We start from the raw sequence: 18789 nt of genomic DNA on the forward strand, positions 1-18789 counted from the left end.
GTTGCTACAAAGCACCTACGCCTAAGGTAACTGCGCCACCTTCACATGATGTAAATCGCAGCCATTAAAAAAGGCCACCTAAGTGACCTTTTTCTAACAATTAACTTAAACGTTAATTATTACTCTACGATAGTTGCTACAACACCAGCACCTACAGTACGGCCACCTTCACGGATAGCGAAACGAAGACCTTCGTCCATCGCGATTGGCGCGATTAGCGTTACAGTCATCTTAACGTTATCACCAGGCATTACCATTTCTACGCCTTCTGGTAACTGTACGTCACCTGTTACGTCAGTTGTACGGAAGTAGAACTGTGGACGGTAACCTTTGAAGAATGGAGTATGACGACCACCTTCATCTTTCGAAAGTACGTATACTTCTGAAGTGAATGTAGTGTGTGGCTTGATTGAACCAGGCTTAGCTAGTACTTGACCACGTTCAACGTCTTCACGCTTAGTACCACGTAAAAGTGCACCAATGTTCTCACCAGCACGACCTTCGTCAAGAAGCTTACGGAACATCTCAACACCAGTACAAGTAGACTTAGTCGTCTCTTTGATACCAACGATTTCAACTTCGTCGTTCACGTTGATGATACCAGCTTCAACACGGCCAGTTACAACAGTACCACGACCTTGGATTGAGAAAACGTCTTCGATAGGCATGATGAATGGCTTATCGATGTCACGCTCTGGCTCTGGAATGTAAGTATCTAGTGCTTCTGCAAGCTCTACGATTTTAGCTTCCCATTGCTCTTCGCCTTCAAGTGCTTTAAGTGCAGAACCTTGAATTAGTGGTAAGTCATCACCTGGGAAGTCGTATTCAGAAAGAAGTTCACGAACTTCCATTTCTACTAGCTCAAGTAGCTCTTCATCATCAACCATGTCACATTTGTTCATGAATACAACGATGTAAGGAACGCCAACTTGGCGAGAAAGTAGGATGTGCTCACGAGTTTGTGGCATAGGACCGTCAGTCGCAGCAACTACTAAGATAGCGCCGTCCATTTGAGCAGCACCAGTGATCATGTTTTTAACATAATCGGCGTGACCAGGACAATCTACGTGTGCGTAGTGACGAGTAGGAGTATCGTACTCAACGTGTGAAGTTGAGATTGTGATACCACGCTCGCGCTCTTCTGGAGCGTTATCGATTGATGCGAAATCTTTAGCAACACCGCCGTATACTTTTGCAAGTACGTTAGTGATTGCTGCAGTTAGTGTAGTTTTACCGTGGTCAACGTGGCCGATTGTACCAACGTTTACGTGCGGTTTTACGCGTTCAAACTTTTCTTTTGCCATGACGGAACCTATCAGTTTTGTGTATCTAGATTACATATGAAAATAATCCACCATAGGTAGATTAAGTTAATTTTTTCAAATTTCAAATAGTTTTTTCTGACAGATAAAGGAAGTGTTTAAGGCGATTCGATTGACTGGTGCTGATAGGCAGATTTGAACTGCCGACCTCACCCTTACCAAGGGTGCGCTCTACCAACTGAGCTATATCAGCATCATCAAATTGGAGCGGGCAGCGGGAATCGAACCCGCATCATCAGCTTGGAAGGCTGAGGTAATAGCCATTATACGATGCCCGCTTTAAGGAACCTGTTCTTAAACTACCTCTAACCGTCTAGAATAAAGTGGTGGAGGGAGCTGGATTCGAACCAGCGAAGGCTGAGCCGTCAGATTTACAGTCTGATCCCTTTGGCCGCTCGGGAACCCCTCCACGATAATTCTTTACTAAGCACTTCCGGTAAAAGGAAAGTGGTGCCGACTAACCGAGTCGAACGGTTGACCTACTGATTACAAGTCAGTTGCTCTACCAGCTGAGCTAAGTCGGCACTGCTTTAGTACGGGGCGAGATTCTAGAGTAAGGTTTATTGGGATGCAACCAAAAAATTAAAAAAAATGTGATTTAATGCTTCAAATGCTCACTATTCGCGCAAAAAGCTGTTTTTTTGTTGTTTTTAACTCTTTTTAGCTAACTCATACCAGTAATTTAAGCCTTTCATTACTAGCATTGGGTCGAAAATACTCTGTGAAAAATGCCCTTGTAACAGCTGACCATAACCACCCGCAAAAATTAAGAGGCTATTTTTTGTCTTTAAATGCAACCTTGCTTGCTCAATGGCACCCATAGTTGCCACTAAGGCTCCGTTTTTTAACCCATTAGGGGTGTTTTTTCCAAGCTCATTAGCAAATGGCGTGTTTGCATCATCAAATACCCGCTGAGTATTTTGAGTGAGTGATGAGGTCATTAAATCAAGCCCAGGTAATATCCAGCCTCCTAGATGCTGCCCATCATTATTGAGAACGTCTATGGTGGTAGCCGTGCCAGCATCAACAACAATAGCAGCCATATTAGGGTAAAGCGTATAACCGCTAATAAGCGCCAACCATCTATCTATACCCAAATTACCTACTTGCTGATACGCGCAGCGTAACCCACCGAGCTCACTACTAACCGTAGCCTCAAAACAATCAATATTATGCGTTTTGGCTTGCGCTAATAATTGTTTAAGTAACTCGCTACGACCAACACAAGCGTAAATAACAACCGTAATTTGCTGCCATGAAATATTATTAATATCACATGGCTGTATTTGCCCGTTTTCCCACAATACGGCTTTGAGTGAAGTATTACCTACATCAATTAACAATCTCATGCTTGCGCCTTTCTTAATGAAATCTCGCCGCCATAATAACTTTTTACTTCGCCGTCTTGGCGAATACGTACACCACCGTGCGCATCTATACCTTCACAAATGCCACGCCAACTACGATGCCCGGTATTAAGCTCTACCTGCTCGCCTGCAAACGCATTTAATGCATTCCATTGTTGATACATAGTTTGTAAGCCGTTCTCGCGATATTGCGCTAAGCGCTGCTCTAACCAATAAGTTAATGAAGCTACTAATTGATTTTTATCTAGCTGCTGGGTGTGCTGACTTAAATCTGTCCATGCTTGGTCAATGTGCTGACTGGCACTTTGTGGCATATTTAAATTAATACCAATTCCTATCACCAACTGACACGGCCCTTGTGGTTGCCCGTCTAATTCAACTAATACGCCAGCGAGCTTTTGTTTGTTTATGTAAATGTCGTTTGGCCACTTTAACTCTACATCAATACCATAAAGTGCTTTTATCGCATCATACACCGCTAAACCAACAGCAATCGATACACCCATAGCGGCTTGTAAACCATCATCTAATCGCCAAAAATAGCTGTAGTATAAGTTGGCACCAAATGGCGATTGCCATACACGCCCTCGACGCCCCCGACCTGCTTGCTGCATTTCGGCAACGATTACCGTGCCCGACTGAAGTGGTGTTTTAGCCTGAATGCGGCGCATTAGTTCGCTGTTGGTTGAATCAATGAGCGGCTGCACTTCAATATTAGCGATATTTTGCCCTAACTCAGCATAAAGCTGTTGTATTTTTTCCTGATTAAGTAACCCTACTTGGTTATTTAAGCAATAGCCTTTACCTGTAACTTTAAATACATCTAAGCCCATAGCTTGTAGGCTTTGAATGTGTTTACTAACAGCGGCACGACTAATTCCTAATTCCTCTCCTAAAGCTTGCCCAGAGACAAACCCGCCTTTATTAAGCGCATTTAAAATAGCCAGCTTGTTTCCATCAGGTGCTTTCATGCTGATTGCTCCAAAGAGATATGGCATTCATTGTGTTGATCAATTAACCGCACTTCGTGTTCTAAGCTTATGTTATAGCGCGCTAAAACAGTGTTTTGAATATGGGTGATCATGCTGATCAAATCATCCCCTGTACTGTGACCATGGTTAACGAGCACCAAAGCTTGCTGCTGATGCACTTCAATACCGGCAATCTTATATCCCTTTAACCCCGCTTGTTCTATTAACCACCCCGCTGCGACTTTATGATGACCGGCTCCGTGTGGGTAATGAGGTAACTCAGGAAACTGCGCAAGTAACGGCACTAACGCAGCATTCGTAATAATTGGGTTTTTAAAAAAACTCCCAGCATTAGCTAGTTTATAAGGGTCTGGGAGTTTGCTATTGCGTGTTTGTATCACCTGCTCACATACTTGCTGTGGCGACGGATTTTTTAGTTGTTGAAGCGGCCCATAACTGAGTACTGGTTGCCATATTTTTGGCAGTTTAAAGTGCACTTGGGTGATCACCGCTTTATTTTTTAACGCGTGTTTAAAAACCGATTCACGATAAGCAAAGTGGCATTGCTGATTAGTTAAAGATTTGAAGCAGTTGCTATTAATATCAAAATAGTCAACAGCTTCTATAAATTGTGCTATTTCTACACCGTAGGCACCAATATTTTGCACTGGCGCAGCACCGACTGTGCCAGGTATGAGTGCTAAATTTTCAAACCCTGCTATGCTTTGCTCAAGCAAGTAAGTCACTAATTGATGCCAATTTTCACCGGCAGCCGCACTGACTAAAAAATCATTTTCCCGTTCAGCAATATTAATTCCTTGGGTCGCCATTTTAATAACCGTGCCAGCATAATCATTTAAAAAAATGGTATTACTGCCCTCCCCTAACAGACAAAAAGGCGCGTTAAAGCTCTGAGTTTGAAGCTGCGCTGAGTCGGTGATCTCAATAAAATTTTGGCATTGGCTACTTAATGCAAATGTATGTAGGGGTTGTAATGAGTGCGCCACAAGGGTCCTAAAGGTACCAGTAATTAATCGCTCTAGTTTAACTCATCGTCGCAAATTGCGCATCAGCTTGTAAAAATTGTTCAACCCACTGTGGCAATCATGTTATAAAACGGGTACTTTTTTATTTGTACTCAAGGTAATTATGAAAATCAAACCTCTTTTTTTAAGCCTCGCTATGGCCGGTATGTGCTCGCAAGCAATGGCTAGCGCTATTGATCAAAATTCCTACGCCAACCTTGATGATGTTATCACCACGCATTTAAACCTTGATTTAGACATCGACTTTGCCGACAAGCAATTAGAAGGTTTTGTTGAGCATACGCTACAATGGCAAAACGCGAAAAGCACAAAGCTAGTACTTGATACCCGCGATCTTGATATTGATAAAGTGATGTATCAAACAGCCAATGGCAATTGGCATAAAGCCAGTTTTAACCTTGCTAATCGCGACGATGTTAAAGGCTCAAAACTAACCATTACATTTAAAAGCCAAGCTGAAAAAGTTCGTATTTACTACAACAGTCGCCCAGAAGCGTCGGGCTTACAGTGGTTAACGCCAGAGCAAACAGCCAGTAAAACGCACCCGTTTATGTATAGTCAATCGCAAGCGATACATGCACGTAGTTGGATCCCTGTGCAAGATACACCGGCAATGCGTGTGACTTATTCTGCACGTATTCATACCCCTGAAGATGTGCGTGCGGTAATGAGTGCCGATAATAAAGATGCCCTTTATAAAGACGGTGATTACCACTTCAATATGCCACAAGCAATTTCGCCTTACTTAATTGCGATTGGTGCTGGTAACTTAGAATTTAAAGCGATGTCTAAACAAACCGGTATTTTTGCTGAACCGACTATTTTGGATGCCTCAGTTGCTGAATTTAATGACACCCAAGCGATGATCGACAAAACCAATGCGATGTATGGTGAATATGCTTGGGGTCGCTATGACTTACTTATGCTACCGCCTAGCTTCCCATTTGGTGGCATGGAAAACCCGCGTCTATCATTTATTACCCCAACCGTTGTTGCTGGCGATAAAAGCCTCGTTAACCTGATTGCACATGAGCTTGCTCACTCTTGGTCTGGTAACTTAGTAACCAATGCCACGTGGGAAGACTTATGGTTAAACGAAGGATTTACCTCTTACGTTGAAAACCGCATTATGGAAGAAGTATTTGGTCGCGACCGTGCAGTAATGGAGCAAGCGCTTGATACAGCTGGCCTGCGTGCGCAACTTAAAACCATTGATGCACCAGACACTCGCCTTAATTTAAAACTTAATGGCCGCGATCCGGATGATGCGTTTAGCTCAGTGCCTTACACAAAGGGTCAGCTATTTTTAATCTACCTAGAAGAAAAATATGGCCGTGATAAGTTTGATGACTTTGTTAAAACTTACTTTAATGAATTTGCGTTTAAGTCACTAACCACTGCGCAATTTGTGACTTACATCAAAGCTAACTTAATTGAAAAGTACCCTGGTGTAGTGAGCATGGATAAAGTGAACGAGTGGATTTTTGAGCCTGGTTTACCAAGTGATGCACCTAACCCTACCTCTGATGCGTTCGTTAAAGTAGATGCTGCAACACAAGCATGGTTAAAGGGGGATACAACTGCCGCACAATTACCTACTGCAAATTGGACAGTGCATGAGTGGCTGCACTTTTTAAATAACCTACCGCGCGATTTAAGCATTGAAAAAATGACTGAATTAGACGGCGAGTTTAACTTAACCCAATCAACTAACGCAGAACGCGCATTTGCATGGTACATGCTAGCAGTGGGTAACGGTTACCAACCGATTTACCCTGCGCTTGATAAACACTTATCGGGTATTGGTCGTCGTAAGCTAATAGTGCCACTTTACAAAGCACTTATTACACATGGTAAAAAAGACTGGGCACAAAGCGTGTACTTAAAAGCACGTCCGGGTTATCACCCACTTGCACAAGGTACCATTGACGCGTTATTTGAATAAATAATAGCGTTACCAATAAACTAAAAAGGGCCAATTTGGCCCTTTTTTAATGCTTAATTATTTTGTTACTTTATCTAAAAAAGCCTGCCTTTCAGCGAGCGTTGCTTGTTGCCACCAAAAGTCGAGCATATTTGCCGCACTTGGCATGCCTTTTCCATTAATTGGCGTAATCGGTTTAATGGGACGACTCGGTTTTTGCGGGCCCGCTGGGGTTGCTGTTGTTTGCTGGTTAAACTGTGCGCTTTGAACTTGTCGTTCGGCAATAATATTTAATGGCTTAGCTAAGGTGCTGCCTTTTGCTTTTAAACTCACTTGCGGTGCCTCAGCAAATACTTTTGCCGCTACCGCATTTTCAGCACGATTAAATACTAAGGTGTAATCTTTACCCGCTTCAATGGTTACATTCACCCAAAAAGGTTCTGACTCAATCACTTCATGATCGTCATAACCTAAGTCATATAAATCTGTGTATTTAAGTTTTAGCTGATAAGTACCCGGTGCTAATTCAACATCATCAACACGACTAAAAAGCGAACTTTCAATTATTCGTTCACCCACTTGCAAAGGAACAAATTCCTCAGGAAAGTGAATATTTTCTGCCAAACTCGATGCACTCACTAAGAGCGCCGCTACACTGCCTAATAATATTGATTTACGCATAATTACTCCTTTAGTTGATTTCAGTTTGACACTGCTAGCAAAATTTGTCATTAGTGACACATATATTAATCAAATAAATTAGAGTCATCATTATGAGCCAAGAGACTATTTTTACTAAAATTATTAATCGCGAAATTCCAGCCGACATTATTTACGAAGACGATGACACGCTGGCGTTTAAAGACATTAATCCTCAAGCGCCATTTCATGTATTAATTATTCCCAAGCAACCAATTGCCACTATAAATGATATAAATAATGAAAACTCACATTTAGTTGGTAATTTATACACGGTCGCCGCAAAACTGGCCAAGCAACACAACTTTAGCGATGACGGCTACCGCGTTGTGATGAACTGTAATGAACATGGTGGCCAAACTGTGTATCACATACATTTACATATGCTCGCAGGTAAAGAAATGGGCTGGCCTCCATACCAAGAAACTAAAAAAACGGCGCTATAGTGCTTAGTTAAATCTTAGATTAGTTTAAAAAAATCAAAAATACGGCGTTTTTCTTACTACACGAAAAAAAACAATTACTTATTTGCAACATTTTATGTTTAAATAATCGGAAATCGCACCTTTTCTCCAGTGAAATAATGATTCTCTAATACAAAAGGTGTGTAGGGATTGTGGTAAAATTAATTAGCCAGCTTTATAAAAGAGTAAAAAAACATGAGCAGTTCAGCCTTTTTGTTGTTAGATGAAGAACCAATTAACACTATTGGTATTAACGTTTTAGAGCCATTGTTAAAAACGCAAGGCCTTGACGTAACTACGGGTACAAATATTTTAGATGTTCCGGTAGGTACTCGCTTATTGTTCATTGAAACATCAAGTAAAGACGCATGGACAAAGCTAAAAGAGCAACTCGTTAATTTACGCATCAAGTGCGATATTGTGTTGTTCAATTTAGATGAAAACCCAGAGCTTGCTAATCGCGCATTACTTAGCGGTATTCGTGGTGTATTTTACACCACAGATAATGCCGATGTACTCATGAAAGGGATTCGTTTATTACTCGAAGATCAGCTTTGGTATCGTCGTGACATTATGTGTAATGCGCTTAACCGCATGCTGCAATTTAATAAAGATGCCCTGCATAAACTAACTGATGGTGATATTGAACCAATAAAGCTAACGAAGCGTGAAAAAGCAATTATCTCGTTAATGAGTAATGGTTCTAAAAATAAAGAAATTGCTGAAGAGTTAAGTATTAGCCCGCATACGGTTAAAACTCATTTATACAGTGCATTTAGAAAAACTAAATGTCGTAACCGTATTGAATTACTTTCTTGGGCACAACAAAACATTCCTGACGAAATTCGTTAACGTTTGTTTGAATAAATACCATACAGGCACTTTAAGTGCCTGTTTTTATATCTTCTTTAAAAAACGCTGTTGGGGTCTTAATGCTCGACTCATTTACGCTTTATTTTGCCAGTATCGCCGTTATGACAGTGATGACGCTACTGAACTTTTTAACCTGGCGTACCAATAAGCATGTTCCCGGCACGTTACTTTATATTTTTTATCCTTTACTGCTATTAGCTGCCATTGTTAGTTTTGCGCTAATAGGCAAAATTCCTGATCAGATTGCCATTACCCTTGCTAATAACATGATGTTTTTAGCCTCTATTGTGCATTGTTTGTCACTGAGTCAATTTTTAAATTATCATGGTCGTGGCCTTAAGTTTGTTTGCTTATTTACAGCGCTCAGCGCTTTGCTGCTTGTTTATTTCACATTTTTACAGCCCTCAATGCGCTCACGGGTATATATTTCTGATTTGCAGCATATTGTAGAGGCCACTTTTTTATTATTTATATTTATAAAATATGCGCGAAAACCCTACCCTAACGCCAGTATTGTTTACATAATTATTTTAACTTTAGTTGCAGCAAGTTTTATTACCCGAAGCCTATTTATGGATGACATTGCACAACAGGATGCCATTTTAAATTCATGGTTTAACTCACTGTTATTTTTAAATAGTGTTATTGCCCCCATGTTCTATGCTGCAGGCATGGCGTTGTTATGTAATGAGCGCAGGGAATTACGACTTAATAAACTCACTGAAAAAGCTCATAAAGATTTAGAAATTCGCGGACTGTTTTTATCCACCATCAGCCATGAAATACGCACACCACTAAACGGCATATTAGGCAGTGCACAACTAGTATTAAACCAAACCAGCGACAGCCGTAACAAAGCCTATTGTGAGGCAATTATCAACTCAGCAGAGTCACTCAACTTACTGGTAGATAAAGTGCTGGAATATGCAAGCTTAGATCAGCACGACGAAGCCCTGTACGAAGAAGACATAGAGTTTAAAACGTGGCTGCAAAACTTATGTTTGCTGTTAAGCCCTCTGGCCGAACAAAAACAACTTAAATTTGAGCTCGCCTGTAATATCCCCGACAAAGCCTGTTACTACTGCGACCAACAAAAACTCAGACAAATTATTATTAACCTTGTAGGTAATGCGATTAAATTTACCGATACGGGTATGGTAAAAGTACAAATAGACTTAATTAATGAAACCCAGCTAGATCATACCCTTAAAGTAAGCGTACTCGATTCAGGTCCCGGTATTGAAAAAGATGAAATTGATTATTTAACTGAGCCCTACATTCAAAGCAGTGCCGGTAAAGAAAAAGGCGGAACAGGCCTAGGACTAGCTATAACCAGTCGCCTTCTCGATAAAATTAATAGCCAGCTAGAAATTACCAGTGAGCTGGGAGTAGGCAGTGTCTTTAGCTTTAACATGACGTTAGCCATTGGTGAGCTTAGCCTTGTAGAGCAACGCCACCAAAGTAAGGATTATTTAACTGGGCTTGATGTGTTACTTGTTGAAGATTTAGATTTAAACCAAAAAATAGCTGTTGAATTTATGGCTGACGACGAGCATAAAATTAAGCTCGCTAAAGATGGCAAAAGTGCGATTGAGTTGATGAAAAAATACCACTTTGATGTGGTGCTACTTGATATGAACTTACCCGATTTAACAGGGCAACAGGTATTAAAAACTCTCAAACGGGTGGAGCATAAAAATCAGCGAACGCCGGTGCTGGCCTTTACTGCCAGTTTGAGCCCTGATGAAATAAAAGAATACTTAGCACTGGGTATTAAAGACATTGTTGGCAAGCCATTAAAGCAAGAGAAACTACGCCAAGCATTGAGTGATTCACAGTCAACACAAACAGCTAATATTGCTGTCGAGCTGATTGATACGTTATACGATGAAACCGCAACAGACACCCTGACAAGCTCTTTTAGTATTGATGAAGTATCTTCTATCTATAATGAATTTATTCTTTCTGCTCGTAATAAGCTGAGCCGTTGCCAAGCTTTATTAGAGCAAGACCCCGAGCAATGCATTAAGTTATTACATCGCCAAGCTAGCACCGCTATGCAACTTGGTTTTAATAGCTATGGACTAGCTCTAAAAAAAATTGAGCGACGCTTACTAGATAAAAAACCATTAAATAACTCGTTAAATGAAGCCAGCACACTGTGGCAACACAGTTTAGAGGCGTATTTAAAGTATGTACGGCAAGGACTAGGGTAAAAACGGGCTACGGGCTACGGGCTACCAAGTTTTACTGCAGTGACAAATAATCAAGCATTTTCACTATTTATACTGTTATTTTCTGCCGTATATATCGTCAAATCGCTCTATATCGCTTTCATCTAAAATGGCACCCGTTTGCACTTCAATAACAACTAAGGGCTCGGGCTGATTATTCGCTAAACTGTGCAGCTGTTTTGCAGCAATATAACAAGACTGGTCATGGGTCAGCGTTAAGCTTTGCTGATCAATACATATATCTGCAGTGCCTGATACTACCACCCAATGCTCAGCGCGATGCTGATGACGCTGCGTTGAGAGCCTAGCCCCACTATTAACGGTTATTTTTTTTACTTTAAAACCGATACTTTCTACCAGCGTACGATAATTTCCCCAAGGGCGGTAAACCACCTGATGGTGTGTCAGTTTGTTATTATGTGTTGTTGCCAATTGCTTGAGTAATAACGGGAGGGCATCAAGCGCATTTTGATCAGCAATTAAAGTGGCGTCGTGGGTATGAATAACCGCTAAATCGCTTACCCCTAACGTCGCTATTGTGTGTCCATCTTCGCTAATAACTAAGTTGTTACTACTGTTTTGGGCGATATGTTCCTGGTGTGGGCTATTACACTGTGGCTCTTTTTTACTCAACGCTGCGAGTGCAGAAAAACTACCCACATCGCTCCAATTTAATGCAACGGGCATTACCACCACATTATTACTGCGCTCTAAAATAGCGTAGTCAATCGAGTCACTTGGGCAAGATTCAAGTGCATGAGTATTTGCTCTAGTAAACGCTAAGTCTTGTTTAAAATCAGTGGCACTAGCAACACTTTTAGCTATTTTTGGCGCAAAGCGTTCCAGCTCTTTTAGATATGCAGCGGGAGTAAATAAAAACATGCCACTGTTCCAACTATAACCGCCCTCAGTTAAATAGCTTGATGCAGTTGCTAAATCAGGTTTTTCTTTAAACTGGTCTACCTCAAAGCAAGCAGTACCTGTAATTGCTGCGCCCTGTTTGATATAGCCATAACCGGTATGCGGCTCTGTTGGCGTAATTGAAAATGTAACTAATTTACCTTGCTCAGCCAGTGTCACCGCATCAGATAACTGAGCAGTTAATGGCGTAAAATCTTCAATATAATGATCGGCAGGCATCACCAACAAGGGACCAGTAATATTATTTTTTAATGCATAGTGCGCGGCAAGGGCAATGGCTGGTGCGGTATTTTTGCCTTCAGGCTCAAGTACTATGGCATGGGGCTTTGCAAATGCTGCCTGCTGCGCGGCAATAAATCGATGCTGCTCATTACAGACCAAAATAGCGGGATTAAAGTCCTCAGTTGCAACACGCACTAACGTGCTTTGTAATAACGACTGCTGGTTTTTATTATCAAGCAAAGATAAAAACTGCTTTGGCATTGCTTGGCGCGACAGCGGCCAAAGCCGTGTGCCAATCCCGCCAGCTAAAATTACCGGTGTAATAAGGGTTGTATTCATAAAGCCGCCAATAAAAATATCAGCGGCTATTTTAGCACTTTATCGGCTGGGCGCTAATTTATACCAATGTAAAAGCATCGGCATCTAAATGTGCCGGAAATTTAGCTCTAAACTCATCAAGCGGCGCTTTATTTAACGTGATTGTTAGTAGTGCTTGCTGGTCGTCATTCGCTTTAATCAGTGGCTCACCTTTAAAGTCATACACTGCAGTTCCACCACTGTGAGCAATACCATTGCCATCTTCACCAACCCGGTTTACGCCAACCACGTAGCATAGGTTTTCCATTGCTCGTGCCATTAATAAAGTGTCCCATACATTGCGCCTTGCTGCTGGCCAATTGGCAATATTTATCATCACGTCGTAGTCATTGTTATTGCGCTGAAACACCGGAAACCGTAAGTCGTAGCATACTTGTGGCAATATTTTAAACCCATTGAGTTCAAACACTTCACGCGTTTGTCCTGCCACTACAAACTCGCCTTCGTTACCTAAACAAAATAAGTGCCGTTTATCGTAATAGCTCACTTCTCCATTTGGTTGTACCCAGTAAAACCGATTCGCTTTTTTACTTCCTTGGGTTACCAATACCGAGCCTGCAATTACCGCATTATAGTGCTTCGCCTGTGCCTTGAGCCAACTCAGTACTGAGCCATTTTCAGCTTCGCCACAGTCAAGGTTAACCGCAAATCCAGTGGCAAAGGTTTCAGGAAGTACAATTAAATCAGGTTGATTGGTGATGTTAGCAAGCTGTTTTTCAAACATCGCTAAATTGGCTTTTTTATCGAGCCAATGCAGCGAGCTTTGTAATAATGCTAAGGTTAAAGTTGACATAAAATATGTGCCGCCTCTATTAAGGTTTGATCATTTTTAGCAAAACATAAACGAATAACTTTATCATTGCTTGGTTGCTGATAAAACACGCTCAGTGGAATGGCTGCAACGCCTGCTTGTTCTGCTAACCATTGGCAAAATTCTACGTCATTTAAATCCGATACATCACTGTAATCAAGCAGTAAAAAGTAGGTGCCTTCACTTGGTAAAATGCTAAAGCGGCTATCTTGTAGAGCATTACTGAGCACATCGCGTTTTTGTTGATAAAACTCACTTAGCGCATCCACATGCTCACCTTGCTGTTCTAACATATCGGCGAGTGCATGTTGCGCAGGCGTGAAGCTTGAAAAAGTCACATATTGGTGAATTTTACGAAACTCGACCGCAAGTGTAGCGGGTGCGATGCAGTAACCCATTTTCCAACCAGTGCTATGAAAAGTCTTGCCAAAGCTTGAGATCACAAAGCTGCGAGCAAACAATTCCTCATCTCGTAACACACTTAAATGTGGTTGCTTATCAAAAGTAATATGCTCGTATACTTCATCACTTATCAGGTATAAATCATGCTCGATGACTAAGGCTTTTAGGGCATTAATATCGCGCTGTTTTAACGTTTTACCACTTGGGTTATGTGGAGTGTTGATAATAATAGCCCGCGTTTTGCTATTAATAGCCGCAGCCACCGTTTGCCAGTCAATTACATAACTCGGAGCATGCAGACCAATATTAACTGACTTACCACCGGCCAATTCAATCGCAGGCTGGTAAGAGTCATAAGCAGGGTCAAATACAATGACTTCATCACCTTCGCGCACTAGCGCTTGAATGGCAACAAACAGCGCCTCGGTTGCCCCTGAGGTTACCGTTACTTGCTGCGCGGCATCTATTTCAATCGCATATTTTCGTTTTGCTAACTGGGCAATTTGTTGCTGCAGGCGCGGTACACCAGATGAAGGTGAATATTGATTAACTCCTTCAAGCACATAATGATTAAGCTGTTTTTTAAGTAGCTCAGGCGCATCAAACTCAGGAAAACCCTGCGATAAATTAATCGCTTCGAATTGATTTGCTAAAGCAGTCATTTGACTAAAAATACTGGTGCCTAAATTTGGCAATTTACTTTCAAACACTGGTTACCCTTAATGATGGTTTTACGCCCAAAGCGATGCTATCATTGCTTAAAACAGAAGTATAGCCGTCTAAAACAAATAGCTTTATGCTCATTAGTGAGGAATGTATGCAAAACAATACCGCTATTTCAGAACTTATTGAAGCCGGAAAATGGGTCAGTCAAAAAGGTTGGGTACCCGCAACAGGTGGAAACTTTTCAGCTCGCACCAGTACGGGCTTTGTAGTCACAGCCAGTGGCCAGGACAAAGGCGCGTTAATGCCTGAGCATTTTCTACAATTAAATCATTTAGGTGAACGTGTTGCAGGGGCAATAAAACCCTCAGCCGAAACACAACTGCATTTGAGCTTGTATCAACTTATTCCTGACGCGCAATATGTTTTGCATACTCACTCGGTAGCGGCAACTGTACTTTCAAATATTATTCAACGCCATCAGCTTGAACTAACCGGCTACGAGATGCAAAAAGCGCTCAGCGGTATTACATCGCACTTAGAATTACTGGCCATCCCTATTTTCGATAACGATCAAGATATAGACCGTTTAAGCCTACTTGTGAGCGACCATCACTTACACTCACCAATTAAGCATGCCGTATTGATCAGAGGTCATGGTTTATATGCTGTTGGCCGTAACATTGATGAAGTTCGCCGCCATTTAGAGGCATTAGAGTTTTTATTTAGTTGCGAGCTAGAACGCTTAAAAATAACAGGAACCGCACTATGATCAAAGCATTGCTAACTGATATTGAAGGCACTATTACGCGTATTTCGTTTGTAAAAGATGTGCTATTTCCTTATGCCGCACAACAACTGCCTGCATTTGTGCGCAGTCACACAGAACAGCCTGAAGTAGCAGAACAAATTAGCGCTGTAAAAGCTGAAATTAACGAGCCTAATGCCGATATCGACACCGTTATTAGCACTTTACTTACTTGGATTGAAGAAGATAAAAAAATAACGCCACTTAAGCAATTACAAGGTTTAATTTGGCAAACAGGCTATGAAAACGGTGATTTTACTGGTCACTTATACCCAGATGCTTATCAATTTTTACAACAACAAAAGCAAGCTGGCCAACAGTTATACGTTTATTCGTCGGGCTCTGTGAAAGCACAGCATTTAATTTTTCAGTATTCTGACTTTGGCGATATTCGCCCACTATTTAGTGATTACTTTGATACCAAAGTAGGCGCCAAACAAGCGCCAAGCGCCTATGAAAACATAATAACGCAATTGCCTTTTAACCCAGACGAAGTATTGTTTTTAAGTGATGTAGTTGCAGAGCTTGATGCTGCAAAAACCGCTGGGCTTAAAACCTTACATTTAATTCGCGATGGGCAAGAAAGCTCATCAAAGCACAGCTACATTAACGATTTTAGTCAATTTAAAGCGGAGCATTTAGCATGAGCCAACTCACTATTTTTGCAGATTCTGACGCCACTAATGCACTGCTGACCAGTAACGATGTTCAAAATATTGCCGCTGAACTTGCTAAGGTTAATGTGCGTTTTGAGCAATGGCAGGCAAATACCGAGATCACTGAAAGCACCAGCAATAATGATATTTTAACTGCCTACAGCGGCGATATTGAACGCTTAAAACAGCAAGGCGGCTATCAAACTGTTGACGTTATATCACTAGCTAAAAGCAACCCTGATGCTTCAGAATTGCGCAAAAAATTTTTATTTGAACACACTCACAGCGAAGACGAAGTACGCTTTTTTGTAAAAGGCCAAGGGTTATTTTGCTTGCACATTGGCAGTAAAGTGTACCAAGTACTTTGCCAACAAGGCGATTTGATCTCAGTACCTAAGCTGACCCCTCATTGGTTTGATATGGGTAGCGACCCAGAATTTACCGCTATTCGTCTATTTAACAATACAGAAGGTTGGGTAGCACAAAGCACGGAATCACCGATTGCAGAGCAATTTCCATTATTACCGTAAGTTAATCATTCAAAACCCTGGTCCACACTAAATAAACATAACGTGGACCAAACGCATCACAAAATTACTTCAGCTTTAAAAGCACGCCACTTTCTACCTGACTTTGGTTATAAACACCGGTATCTAACACCCACCCAGTAACCAACTTTGCGGGTGTTACGTCAAATGCGGGGTTATATACATTAGCATTAGTGGGAGCCCACAATGCCTCGCCAAAACTACCACTAACACCACGCACTTCTTGTGGATTACGTTGCTCTATTTCTATATCGCTACCTTGGGCAGTCTTTACATCAAGCGTAGTAACCGGTGCCACCACATAAAATGGAATATTATGAAAATGCGCAAGCACCGCTAAATTATAAGTACCGACTTTATTGGCAAAGTCGCCATTAGCAGCAATGCGATCAGCCCCTACAACAATTTTATCTACCTTACCTGCAGCCATTAAACTGGCCGCCATGTTATCGCAAATTAGCGTGTAAGGTATTTGCCAACGCTCCAATTCAAACGCGGTCAAACGCCCGCCTTGCAGTAAGGGGCGCGTTTCATCCACCCACACATGGACATTGCCATGGACTTGTTGTGCTTTATAAATAACACCCAATGCAGTACCTATGCCCGCAGTGGCTAAAGCGCCGGTATTACAGTGAGTTAATATATTGTCGCCGCTATTTATTAGCTCGGCACCACGTGTTGCCATACGCTCACATAGCTCAATGTCTTCAATAAATAACTGCTCAGCCGTTGCAACAATACTGGCAACATAATCAGTTTGTTTAAGCGCTTGGCGCAACGCCGCCATACAATGCATTAAGTTAACCGCTGTTGGGCGAGTGGCTTCTAGCTCATTTATGGCGGTTGCAAGCGCGTCTCTAGTCATACCTTGCTCAGCTAAATAAGCAATTAATAAACTGGCCCCTAAGCCTATAAGTGGCGCACCACGCACTTTTAAGCTGATGATCAGCTCTTTCATGGTCTCTACAGTGTGGCATTCATGCCACACTTGTTGATGAGGAAGCAAATATTGATCAAGTACGCTCAGCGTACTATTTTCATATTTTAAACTGCTTGCGATTAAATTTTGCATAAGGCTCAAAAGATTAGAAGTGCGTAGGGTTATTTTACACCACTTTGAAGAACTCTCAAGTTAGACTTATAGACATCTAAACATTTAAAGGTATAGAATGCTTAAATGCATCTTTATTGAGAATAAAACCATGACTAACTATGTTGCTTTTAATGCACAGCACGCTATTAATTACATCAATTCGTTAATTGAATCTAATCAATACGACTTTTTTAAGCCGGGGCAAGCGCTTACCGCTTATGAATTTGGTGACGGTAATCTCAACTTAGTATTTAGAATTACGGATGAGCAAAACAACAGTATTATATTAAAGCAAGCTTTACCGTATGCGCGTTGTGTAGGTGAGTCGTGGCCATTAACACTTGATAGAGCACGAATTGAGGCAGAAGTTTTACTTAATCATGGGGCTATTTGCCCTGCGCATACGGTTACTGTTTTACATTACAATAAAGACTTAGCTCTGACCATTTTAGAAGATTTAGGTGATTTGCAAATTTTGCGTACAGCGCAAAATAATGCTGAACAATTTCCAAATCTTTCTCACCACGTAGCTGAATATTTAAGCCAAACGGGCTTTTATAACTCTGACTTTTATTTATTAGCGCAAGATAAAAAAGCACGTATTAGCCAATTTACCAACCCTGAACTGTGCCAAATTACTGAAGATTTATTTTTTAGCGATCCGTACACAGAGCATGAACGCAACAACTATCCGGCACAATTACAAACTGAAGTTGAGGCTATTCGTAAAAATGGGGCATTAAAACTTGAAGTAGCAAAGCTAAAAGCTAACTTTTTATCGAACCCACAAACCTTGTTGCATGGCGATATGCACAGCGGAAGTATTTTTGTTAATCAAACTACCACTAAAATGATCGACCCTGAGTTTGGCTTTTTTGGCCCTATTGGCTTTGATATTGGATCTTTTATCGGTAACTTACTACTAAATTACTGTGCTCAGCACGGTCGCATTGACGACTTTGTAGCACGTCGTAATTATCAAACCCATTTATTAAGTACATTGGTTGAATGCTACGCCACATTTGAACAACAGTGGTTTGAGCTCATAAATAAGCAAACAACTGATGAGACACTTAAAGCTTCAGGCTACGCAGAGTATTTTATGAAACATGTTTTACAAGATGCTATTGGCTACTGTGGCATAGAGCTAATTAGACGCACTATAGGCCTTGCTAATGTAATTGATATAGAAGGCATTACCGATGAGGCCGCACGGTTAAACGTACAAAAACAAACATTAGCACTGGGTGAGCAATTGATTTTAAATGCCCACACTTGCGATACTAAAGACGCGTTTTTCAGCTTGCTAATAAGCCATTTAAATTAGGGTCTGTTTGACCCTAAACTAAGTCTTTATTTTATTAAAAAAGGCGCTTTAAGCGCCTTT

17 protein-coding genes and 4 tRNA genes are annotated in these 18789 nt (G+C 41.2%); 8 read left to right on the forward strand and 13 right to left on the reverse strand.

Translation table 11 applies throughout. The annotated features are described in order from the left end of the window. Window positions 1-119: 119 nt before the first annotated feature. The 8 genes from tuf to murB form a co-directional block, all read right to left on the reverse strand. The gene (gene tuf, locus ND6B_RS09355) at window positions 120-1304 is read right to left on the reverse strand and encodes an elongation factor Tu (RefSeq protein WP_013463851.1); all 1185 of its coding nucleotides are present in this window, start codon (window positions 1302-1304) and stop codon (window positions 120-122) included. Between the two features lie 135 nt (window positions 1305-1439). Continuing rightward, window positions 1440-1515 (reverse strand) — tRNA-Thr (locus ND6B_RS09350). 10 nt (window positions 1516-1525) lie between these two features. Then, window positions 1526-1600 (reverse strand) — tRNA-Gly (locus tag ND6B_RS09345). A gap of 46 nt (window positions 1601-1646) precedes the next feature. Next, a tRNA-Tyr gene (locus ND6B_RS09340) sits at window positions 1647-1731 on the reverse strand. Between the two features lie 39 nt (window positions 1732-1770). Beyond that, window positions 1771-1846: transfer RNA gene (locus ND6B_RS09335), tRNA-Thr, on the reverse strand. A 126-nt stretch (window positions 1847-1972) separates the two neighbouring features. Further along, window positions 1973-2671: a type III pantothenate kinase gene (locus ND6B_RS09330; RefSeq protein ID WP_013466180.1), complete on the reverse strand. Its 699-nt coding sequence runs from the start codon at window positions 2669-2671 to the stop codon at window positions 1973-1975. After that, complete coding sequence (gene birA / locus ND6B_RS09325; RefSeq protein WP_033103519.1) at window positions 2668-3660, reverse strand: bifunctional biotin--[acetyl-CoA-carboxylase] ligase/biotin operon repressor BirA; 993 nt, start codon at window positions 3658-3660, stop codon at window positions 2668-2670. The genes ND6B_RS09330 and birA overlap by 4 nt, the downstream gene beginning before the upstream one ends. Beyond that, a complete protein-coding gene (murB, locus tag ND6B_RS09320; RefSeq protein WP_033103520.1) occupies window positions 3657-4667 on the reverse strand; it encodes a UDP-N-acetylmuramate dehydrogenase in 1011 nt (336 codons plus the stop codon). The genes birA and murB overlap by 4 nt, the downstream gene beginning before the upstream one ends. 142 nt (window positions 4668-4809) lie before the next feature. On the opposite strand from murB, the gene ND6B_RS09315 reads away from it, so the two are divergent. Then, window positions 4810-6651, forward strand: a complete 1842-nt coding sequence (locus ND6B_RS09315; RefSeq protein WP_033103521.1) for a M1 family metallopeptidase — start codon at window positions 4810-4812, stop codon at window positions 6649-6651. Window positions 6652-6708: 57 nt separating this feature from the next. Here the strand turns inward: ND6B_RS09315 and ND6B_RS09310 are convergent, their stop codons facing one another. Next, window positions 6709-7311 (reverse strand): DUF2057 domain-containing protein, encoded by a 603-nt coding sequence (locus ND6B_RS09310; RefSeq protein WP_013466184.1) that lies wholly within the window; start codon window positions 7309-7311, stop codon window positions 6709-6711. 92 nt (window positions 7312-7403) lie between these two features. Here ND6B_RS09310 and ND6B_RS09305 point away from each other — a divergent pair, with 92 nt between their 5' ends. The 3 genes from ND6B_RS09305 (at window position 7404) to ND6B_RS09295 (ending at window position 10882) form a co-directional block, all read left to right on the forward strand. Beyond that, entirely contained in the window at window positions 7404-7775 is a 372-nt protein-coding gene (locus ND6B_RS09305) for a histidine triad nucleotide-binding protein (protein WP_013466185.1), read from the forward strand. A 213-nt stretch (window positions 7776-7988) separates the two neighbouring features. Next, entirely contained in the window at window positions 7989-8645 is a 657-nt protein-coding gene (locus ND6B_RS09300; RefSeq protein ID WP_008108518.1) for a helix-turn-helix transcriptional regulator, read from the forward strand. Window positions 8646-8725: 80 nt separating this feature from the next. Then, window positions 8726-10882 carry a response regulator gene (locus ND6B_RS09295; RefSeq protein WP_033103589.1) on the forward strand — a complete coding sequence of 719 codons (2157 nt, stop codon included), beginning with the start codon at window positions 8726-8728 and terminating at the stop codon, window positions 10880-10882. Window positions 10883-10957: 75 nt separating this feature from the next. Here ND6B_RS09295 and ND6B_RS09290 read toward each other — a convergent pair whose 3' ends face one another. Genes ND6B_RS09290 through ND6B_RS09280 form a run of 3 tightly spaced genes read right to left on the reverse strand, consistent with a single transcriptional unit; the run spans window position 10958 to window position 14344 of the window. Next, complete coding sequence (locus tag ND6B_RS09290; RefSeq protein WP_033103522.1) at window positions 10958-12382, reverse strand: mannose-1-phosphate guanylyltransferase/mannose-6-phosphate isomerase; 1425 nt, start codon at window positions 12380-12382, stop codon at window positions 10958-10960. A gap of 58 nt (window positions 12383-12440) precedes the next feature. After that, window positions 12441-13214 (reverse strand): amidohydrolase, encoded by a 774-nt coding sequence (locus tag ND6B_RS09285; RefSeq protein WP_013466188.1) that lies wholly within the window; start codon window positions 13212-13214, stop codon window positions 12441-12443. Next, window positions 13202-14344, reverse strand: a complete 1143-nt coding sequence (locus ND6B_RS09280; RefSeq protein WP_033103523.1) for a methionine aminotransferase — start codon at window positions 14342-14344, stop codon at window positions 13202-13204. The genes ND6B_RS09285 and ND6B_RS09280 overlap by 13 nt, the downstream gene beginning before the upstream one ends. 107 nt (window positions 14345-14451) lie before the next feature. Here ND6B_RS09280 and ND6B_RS09275 point away from each other — a divergent pair, with 107 nt between their 5' ends. From ND6B_RS09275 to ND6B_RS09265, 3 genes are read left to right on the forward strand one after another with little or no spacing between them, the layout of a single operon-like run. Further along, entirely contained in the window at window positions 14452-15069 is a 618-nt protein-coding gene (locus ND6B_RS09275; RefSeq protein WP_033103524.1) for a methylthioribulose 1-phosphate dehydratase, read from the forward strand. After that, on the forward strand, window positions 15066-15752 hold the full coding sequence (gene mtnC, locus ND6B_RS09270; RefSeq protein ID WP_033103525.1) for an acireductone synthase: 687 nt from the start codon (window positions 15066-15068) through the stop codon (window positions 15750-15752). The genes ND6B_RS09275 and mtnC overlap by 4 nt, the downstream gene beginning before the upstream one ends. Continuing rightward, the gene (locus ND6B_RS09265; protein WP_033103526.1) at window positions 15749-16291 is read left to right on the forward strand and encodes a 1,2-dihydroxy-3-keto-5-methylthiopentene dioxygenase; all 543 of its coding nucleotides are present in this window, start codon (window positions 15749-15751) and stop codon (window positions 16289-16291) included. The genes mtnC and ND6B_RS09265 overlap by 4 nt, the downstream gene beginning before the upstream one ends. Before the next feature lie 64 nt (window positions 16292-16355). On the opposite strand, the gene mtnA is transcribed toward ND6B_RS09265, so the two are convergent. Further along, complete coding sequence (gene mtnA, locus ND6B_RS09260) at window positions 16356-17381, reverse strand: S-methyl-5-thioribose-1-phosphate isomerase (protein ID WP_033103527.1); 1026 nt, start codon at window positions 17379-17381, stop codon at window positions 16356-16358. A 130-nt stretch (window positions 17382-17511) separates the two neighbouring features. Here mtnA and mtnK point away from each other — a divergent pair, with 130 nt between their 5' ends. Next, a complete protein-coding gene (gene mtnK / locus ND6B_RS09255; protein ID WP_033103590.1) occupies window positions 17512-18729 on the forward strand; it encodes an S-methyl-5-thioribose kinase in 1218 nt (405 codons plus the stop codon). Window positions 18730-18789: the final 60 nt, after the last annotated feature.

This window comes from Pseudoalteromonas sp. ND6B, assembly GCF_000764215.1.
GTDB classification, from domain to species: Bacteria; Pseudomonadota; Gammaproteobacteria; order Enterobacterales; family Alteromonadaceae; genus Pseudoalteromonas; species Pseudoalteromonas tetraodonis.